6 protein-coding genes are annotated in these 6,806 nt (G+C 76.2%); all 6 read left to right on the top strand.

The genetic code is table 11. The features are described 5' to 3' along the window. On the top strand, positions 1–977 hold a 977-nt coding region (locus tag DLJ47_RS30640), incomplete at its 5' end, for a sugar phosphate isomerase/epimerase family protein (RefSeq protein WP_446723620.1). 122 nt (positions 978–1,099) lie between these two features. Continuing rightward, entirely contained in the window at positions 1,100–1,720 is a 621-nt protein-coding gene (locus DLJ47_RS30635; RefSeq protein ID WP_109905227.1) for an EboA domain-containing protein, read from the top strand. Next, positions 1,720–2,586: a TatD family hydrolase gene (locus DLJ47_RS30630; RefSeq protein WP_109905226.1), complete on the top strand. Its 867-nt coding sequence runs from the start codon at positions 1,720–1,722 to the stop codon at positions 2,584–2,586. The genes DLJ47_RS30635 and DLJ47_RS30630 overlap by 1 nt, the downstream gene beginning before the upstream one ends. Then, positions 2,586–3,782 (top strand): metabolite traffic protein EboE, encoded by a 1,197-nt coding sequence (gene eboE / locus DLJ47_RS30625; protein WP_109905224.1) that lies wholly within the window; start codon positions 2,586–2,588, stop codon positions 3,780–3,782. The genes DLJ47_RS30630 and eboE overlap by 1 nt, the downstream gene beginning before the upstream one ends. Continuing rightward, a complete protein-coding gene (locus DLJ47_RS30620; protein ID WP_233258105.1) occupies positions 3,779–5,269 on the top strand; it encodes an alkaline phosphatase family protein in 1,491 nt (496 codons plus the stop codon). The genes eboE and DLJ47_RS30620 overlap by 4 nt, the downstream gene beginning before the upstream one ends. Continuing rightward, positions 5,266–6,333: a polyprenyl synthetase family protein gene (locus tag DLJ47_RS30615; protein WP_109905222.1), complete on the top strand. Its 1,068-nt coding sequence runs from the start codon at positions 5,266–5,268 to the stop codon at positions 6,331–6,333. The genes DLJ47_RS30620 and DLJ47_RS30615 overlap by 4 nt, the downstream gene beginning before the upstream one ends. Positions 6,334–6,806: the final 473 nt, after the last annotated feature.

Raw genomic sequence — 6,806 nt, 5'->3', positions numbered from 1 at the left:
GCCCCGACCCCGCCCTCCGCCCCACCGACCTGCGCTTCGGCTACGGCACCAACGGGTTCGCCAACCACCGGCTGGACGACGCGCTCGCGGTGCTCGCCGACCTCGGCTACACCGGTGTCGCGCTCACCCTGGACCACGACCACCTCGACCCGTTCGCTCCGGCGCTGGCCCGGCGGGTGGCCGCCGTCCGCCGCCGGCTGGCCGACCTCGGCCTCGGTGTGGTGATCGAGACCGGGGCGCGGTACCTGCTCGACCCCTGGCACAAGCACGCGCCGACGCTGCTGCACGACGACCCGACCCGGCGGGTGGAGTTCCTCCGCCGCGCCGTCCGGATCGGCGCCGACCTGGGCGCCGAGGCGGTCTCCTTCTGGGCCGGCGTACGCCCCGAGCCGGTCGCCCCCGCCGCCGCCTGGGACCGGCTGGTCGCCGGCTGCGCGGCGGTGGTGGACGCCGCCGACGCGACCGGGGTGCCGCTCGGCTTCGAGCCCGAGCCGGGCATGCTGGTCGAGGACATCGCCGGCTGGCGGCGGCTGCGCGCCGCGCTGGGCGACCCGCGCGTCTTCGGCATCACCCTCGACATCGGGCACTGCCGCTGCCTGGAGCCGCAGCCGGTGCCGGCGTGCGTGCTCGACGTGGCCGAGCACCTGGTCAACGTGCAGATCGACGACATGCGCCGGGGGGTCCACGAGCACCTGGAGTTCGGCACCGGCGAGATCGACTTCCCGCCCGTGCTGCGCGCCCTCGCCGACGCCGGCTACCGCGGCCTGGTCGCCGTCGAGTTGCCCCGGCACTCGCACGCCGCGCCGGCCGTCGCCGCCCGCTCGATCGACTTCCTGCGCGCCGCCGCCCGCGCCGAAGCGTCCGCCCACGCCGAGGCGCCCGCGCCTGCCGAGGCGCCGGCCCGGCCGGCTCCCGCCGCGGCCCCCCGCTCCGCGCCCACCGACACCCCGGACCGGAAGGCCGCGGTGCGTATGTAGGTGCGGAGCGAGGGGCCGAGGGTGCCCACCGGCCGGTGCCGGTGGCGGGCGGCCAGGCCGCCCCGGGGCGCCACTAGACCGCGCCGGCTCCCGGTCGGGAGCCGGCGCCGAGGGGAGGCACGATGACAGCCGATCAGCTGCGGGCCGCGCTGCGGGAGGTGTCCGATCCCGACTGGCTGGCCGAGGCCCTGCGCCGGGTGGCCGCCGAACCGGACAGCATCGCCCGCTGGTTCCCGGCCGCCGGCCGGCGCTGCGGGCGGCACGAACTGGCCGGCCTGCCCGGCTGGACCGCCGACGAGGCGGCCCGGGTACTGCTGCTGACCAGCCTGCCCACCCGGCACGCCGAGCGCGCCGACGCCCTCTACCGGCACGGCGACGCCGCCGAGAAACGGGCCGTGCTGAAGGCGCTGCCGCTGCTGCCGATCGGCGCGGCCGGGGTACCGCTGCTGCACGACGCGATCCGCACCAACGACACCCGGCTGGTCGCCGCCGCCCTCGGCCCGTACGCCCGGCACCTGGACCCGGCGGCCTGGCGGCAGGCGGTGCTCAAGTGCGTCTTCACCGGGGTGCCGCTGGCCGTGGTGGCCGACCTCGACACGCGCGCCGACGCCGAGCTGGCCGCGATGCTGGCCGCGCTGGCCGCCGAACGGCAAGCCGCCGGCCGGAGCATGCCGGCCGACGCCACCGACCTGCTCGACCGGCTCACCGCCGGCTCCGGCCGGCCCACCGCCAGGGAGGCGTGATGCGCATCTTCGACCCGCACATCCACATGACCTCGCGTACCACCGACGACTACGAACGGATGGCCGCGGCCGGGGTACGCGCGGTGGTGGAGCCGGCGTTCTGGCTGGGCCAGCCCCGCACCAGCGCCGACTCGTTCGCCGACTACTTCGACTCGCTGGTCGGCTGGGAGCCGTTCCGGGCCGGCCAGTTCGGCGTCCGGCACCACGCCACCATCGCGCTCAACCCGAAGGAGGCCAACGACCCGCGCTGCCGCCCGGTGCTCGACCTGCTGCCCCGCTACCTGGAGAAGGACGGCGTGGTGGCGGTCGGCGAGATCGGCTACGACTCGATGACCCCGGAGGAGGACGCGGCGTTCGCCGCCCAGCTCGCCCTCGCCGTCGCGCACGACCTGCCGGCGCTGGTGCACACCCCGCACCGGGACAAGGCCCGGGGCGTGGAGCGCAGCCTGGCGGTGGTCCGCGAGAGCGGCATCGAGCCGGGCCGGGTGGTGCTCGACCACCTCAACGAGGTGACCGTGAAGCTGGCCCGGGACACCGGCTGCTGGCTCGGCTTCTCCATCTACCCGGACACCAAGATGTCGCCGCCCCGGATGGTGGAGCTGCTGCGGGCGTACGGGACGGAGCGGATGCTGGTCAACTCGGCGGCCGACTGGGGGCGCTCGGACCCGCTGCTCACCCGGGCCACCGGCGAGGCGATGCTGCTCGCCGGGTTCACCGCCGACGACGTCGACCAGGTGCTGTGGCGCAACCCGGTCGAGTTCTACGGCCAGTCCGGCCGGCTCGACCTGACCGACCTCGACCTGGCCGACGTCGACCCGCCCACCGGCACGTACGCCGGCAACTCGATCCTGCGCGGGGGCAGCTGATGCGGCTGCGGCACGCCGGCGGCAGCACGGTCCACCTCGGCTACTGCACCAACGTGCATCCCGCCGAGGACCTCGCCGGCGTCCTCGCCCAGCTGGACAGCTACGCCCTGCCGGTGCGCCGCCACCTCGACGCCGACCTGCTCGGCCTCGGGCTGTGGCTGGCCGCCCCGGTCGCCGCCGAGCTGGCCGCCGACCCGGTGGCCCGCCGCCGGCTGCGCGCCGAACTGGCCGCCCGGGGCCTGGAGGTGGTCACCCTCAACGGCTTCCCGTACGCGGCCTTCCAGGCCCCGGTGGTCAAGGGCGACGTCTACCACCCGGACTGGACCACCGAACGGCGGCTGCGCTACACCCTCGACCTGGCCCGGGTGCTGGCCGACCTGCTGCCCGAGGACGCCGCCCGGGGGTCGATCTCCACTCTGCCGCTGGCCTGGCGGCACCCCTGGGACGGCAGCCGGGCGGACGCCGCGCGCCGCCGGCTGGACCAGCTCGCGGCTGGGCTCGCCGCCGTCGAGCGGGACACCGGCCGGCCGATCCGGGTCGGCTTCGAGCCGGAGCCCGGCTGCCTGGTGGAGAGCACCGGGCAGGCGGCCGGGGTACTGTCCGGTATGGACACTGAGCGGCTGGGCGTCTGCCTCGACCTGGCGCACCTCGCCTGCGCCTGGGAGCAGCCCGCCGAGGCGCTGGCCCGGCTGAGCGCCGCCGGGCTGCCGGTGGTGAAGGTGCAGGTCTCCGCGGCGATCGAGGCGCCGGCCGAGGCGACGGAGGCGTTGCGCCGCTGGGTGGAGCCGCGCTTCCTGCACCAGACCCGCGCCGCCGGCTGCGCGGGCGCGGCGGACCCGGCCGACCCGTCGTACGCGGCGGACGACCTGGACGCCGCGCTGGCCGCCCGGCTGCCCGGGCCCTGGCGGGTGCACTACCACGTGCCGCTGCACGCCCCACCCGAGGAGCCGCTGGGCGCCACCCTGCCGGTGCTGCGCGCCGCGCTGGCCGCGCTCTACACCGGCCCGGAGGCCGGCTGCGACCACCTGGACGTCGAGACGTACACCTGGGGGGTGCTGCCGGAGGCGCGCCGCCCGCGCACCGACGCGGAGCTGGCCGCCGGGATCGCCGCGGAGCTGGCCTTCGCCCGCGACGAGCTGGCCGCCCTCGGCCTCACCCCGCTCGCCGGCGCCGAGCGGAGCGAGGTGGCGGCATGAGCAGGCGGCTGGTGGTGCTGGACGTGGTCGGGCTGACCCCGCGGCTGCTGGCGCACATGCCGCGGCTGCGCGCGGTCGCCGACGCCGGATTCCGGGCCGAGCTGGGCACCGTGCTGCCCGCGGTGACCTGCTCGGTGCAGTCGACCTTCCTCACCGGGGCGCTCCCGGCCGAGCACGGCATCGTCGGCAACGGCTGGTACTTCCGGGAGCTCGGCGAGGTGCTGCTCTGGCGGCAGCACAACGCCCTGGTCGGCGGCGAGAAGCTCTGGCAGGCGGCCCGCCGGGCCGAGCCCGGCTACACGGTGGCCAACGTCTGCTGGTGGTACGCGATGGGCGCGGACGTGGACTGGACGGTCACCCCCCGCCCGGTCTACTACGCCGACGGGCGCAAGGAGCCGGACTGCTACACCGACCCGCCGGAGCTGCACGACGCGCTGACGGATCGGCTCGGCACCTTCCCGCTCTTCACCTACTGGGGCCCGGGCGCCGGCATCCCCTCCTCGACCTGGATCTGCCGGGCGGCCGAGCAGATCCTCGCCGACCAGGCACCGGACCTCACCCTGGTCTACGTCCCGCACCTCGACTACGACCTGCAACGCTTCGGCGCCTCGTCGCCCCGGGCGGCCGCCGCCGCGGCCGAACTGGACGGCGTGCTCGGGCCGCTGCTGGACGCCGCCGCAGCCCGGGACGCGACAGTGGTGGTGCTCTCCGAGTACGGCATCACCGACGTGTCCCGCCCGGTCGACGTCAACCGGCTGCTGCGCGCCGAGGGGCTGCTCCGGGTGCACACGCAGGCCGACATGGAGTACCTCGACCCATGGACCTCACGGGCGTTCGCGGTCGCCGACCACCAGGTCGCGCACGTCTACGTCCGGGATCCGGCCGACGTGCCGGCGGTGGCGAAGCTCTGCGCCGGGCTGCCCGGGGTGGCCGAGGTGCTCGACGCCGAGGGCAAGGCGGCGCACGGGCTGGACCACCCGCGCGCCGGCGAGCTGGTGCTGGTGGCCGAGCCGGACGCCTGGTTCACGTACTACTACTGGCTGGACGACGCGCGGGCGCCGGACTTCGCCCGACTGGTGGAGATCCACCGGAAGCCGGGCTACGACCCGGCCGAGCTCTTCTTCGACCCGGCCGCGCCGGGAGCGGCGAAGCGGCGCGCCGCGGTCGCGCTGGCCCGCAAGAAGCTCGGAATGCGCTACCTGATGAGCGTGGTCGGGCTGGACGCCGGCGCCCGGGCGGTCCGCGGCTCGCACGGGCGGCTGCCGGCCGACCCGGCCGACGGGCCGGTGCTGCTCTGCTCCGACCCGGCCGCGGCCCGGGACCGGATCGCCGCCACCGAGGTCAAGGCGCTGCTGCTGGAGCTGGCCGGGCTGCCACCCGCCCCGGCCGAGGAGCGCGTTTCGGCCGGTGAGCGCGTCCCGGCCGACAAGCGCGTCCCGGCCGGCCGACGCCCGCCGGCCGGCGAGCCGAGGGGGGAGGCGCCGTGACGGTGACCGTGGCGCCGACCGACGCGAGCGGGCTGCGGGCCCGGTTCGACGCCGAGTTGGCCGCGTTCCTCGACCGGCAGGGCCCCGAGTGGCCGGACGGCGCGCCCCGGGGCGTCTTCACCGCGCTGCACCGCTTCGTGCTGGCCGGCGGGAAGCGGCTGCGTCCGCTCTTCTGCTACTGGGGCTGGCGCGGCGCCGGGGGCGCGGACGGCACCCCGATCGTGGTCGCCGCCGCCGCGCTGGAGCTGTTCCACGCCTTCGCGCTGATCCACGACGACATCCTCGACGGCAGCGACCGGCGCCGGGGCGAGCCGTCGGTACACCGGCTCTTCGCCGACCTGCACGCCCGCTCGGCCTGGCGCGGCGACCCGGAGGCGTACGGACGCAACACGGCGCTGCTCTGCGGCGACCTCTGCGCCGCCTGGTCGGACCAGATGTTCCACGAGTGCGGCCTGAGCACCGAGCAGATCCACCGGGGGTACGCGGTCTTCGCGCTGATGCGCACCGAGGTGATCGCCGGCGAGTACCTCGACCTGGTCTCCGGGGTCGGCGACGGCTCGGTGGCCAGCGCGTTGACAGTGATCCGGATGAAGGCGGCCCGTTACACGGTCACCCGGCCGTTGCAGATCGGCGCGGCGCTGGCCGGCGGCGGGCCGGACCTGCTCGCCGCGCTGGCCGAGTTCGGCGACCCGCTCGGCGACGCGTTCCAGCTCCGCGACGACGTGCTCGGGGTCTTCGGCGACCCGGCGGTGACCGGCAAGTCGGTCCTGGACGACCTGCGCGAGGGCAAGCCGACGGTGATGATGGCGCTGGCCCGCAGCGCCGCCGACCGGGCCCAGACGGCCCGGCTGCGGGACCTGTTCGGCAACCCGGCGCTGGACGCCGACGGCGCGGCCGAGCTGCGCGCCATCATCGAGCGCACCGGCGCCCGCGAGCGGATCGAGCAGATGATCCGGGTCCGCACCGACGCCGCACTGGCCGCGCTGGCGCACGCGCCGCTGGCCGACGAGTGCCGGGCGGCGCTGATCCGCCTGGCCGGCCAGGCGGTCGACCGCCGGCTCTGAGCCGCGAGCCGCGACCCACCCGCGGGGTAGGGGTACGCGCCGACTTTCGCCCAGATCGACAAAAGTCCATTCTGGATCCGCAGAAGGTATGGACACATCGACGTACGCAACTTAATGTCGTGGCCAACACGACACTGTTTCGTCGAGGTGAACCGGCGGCGCGGTAACCCATCGACTGGTGACCTCCGAGACGTGGCCCCACCGACCGGTGGTCACGGCCGGCCGGGACGGCACCCCGGCGGGCCGCCGCATCCCCCCGCTACGGCATCCGGCGCGACGGCGCGCGCCCCGCCCTGGCAGTCACTCGTCAGGAAGGGACAGCTCAACGATGTCCACCACGGACGGCTCCACCCACCGACCCCGACGATGGTTCTCCGCCGGCTCGGCCCTGCTCCTGGTCGCCGCGGCCGGCACGGTCTCCCTCGGCGTCGGACCGGCCGCACTCGGCGGCCCCGCGCCCGCCCAGGCCCACC

Origin of the sequence: Micromonospora sp. S4605 (assembly GCF_003176715.1) — a bacterium.
Lineage (GTDB): Bacteria > Actinomycetota > Actinomycetes > Mycobacteriales > Micromonosporaceae > Micromonospora > Micromonospora echinaurantiaca.
Note: the sequence above shows the minus strand (reverse complement) of the source record. Positions and strands in the feature narration are given on the sequence as shown.

Coding starts and splice junctions, on each gene's coding strand:
- DLJ47_RS30635 (WP_109905227.1), top strand. CDS start 1,100: ATGACAGCCGATCAGCTGCGGGCCGCGCTGCGGGAGGTGTCCGATCCC.
- DLJ47_RS30630 (WP_109905226.1), top strand. CDS start 1,720: ATGCGCATCTTCGACCCGCACATCCACATGACCTCGCGTACCACCGAC.
- DLJ47_RS30620 (WP_233258105.1), top strand. CDS start 3,779: ATGAGCAGGCGGCTGGTGGTGCTGGACGTGGTCGGGCTGACCCCGCGG.
- eboE (WP_109905224.1), top strand. CDS start 2,586: ATGCGGCTGCGGCACGCCGGCGGCAGCACGGTCCACCTCGGCTACTGC.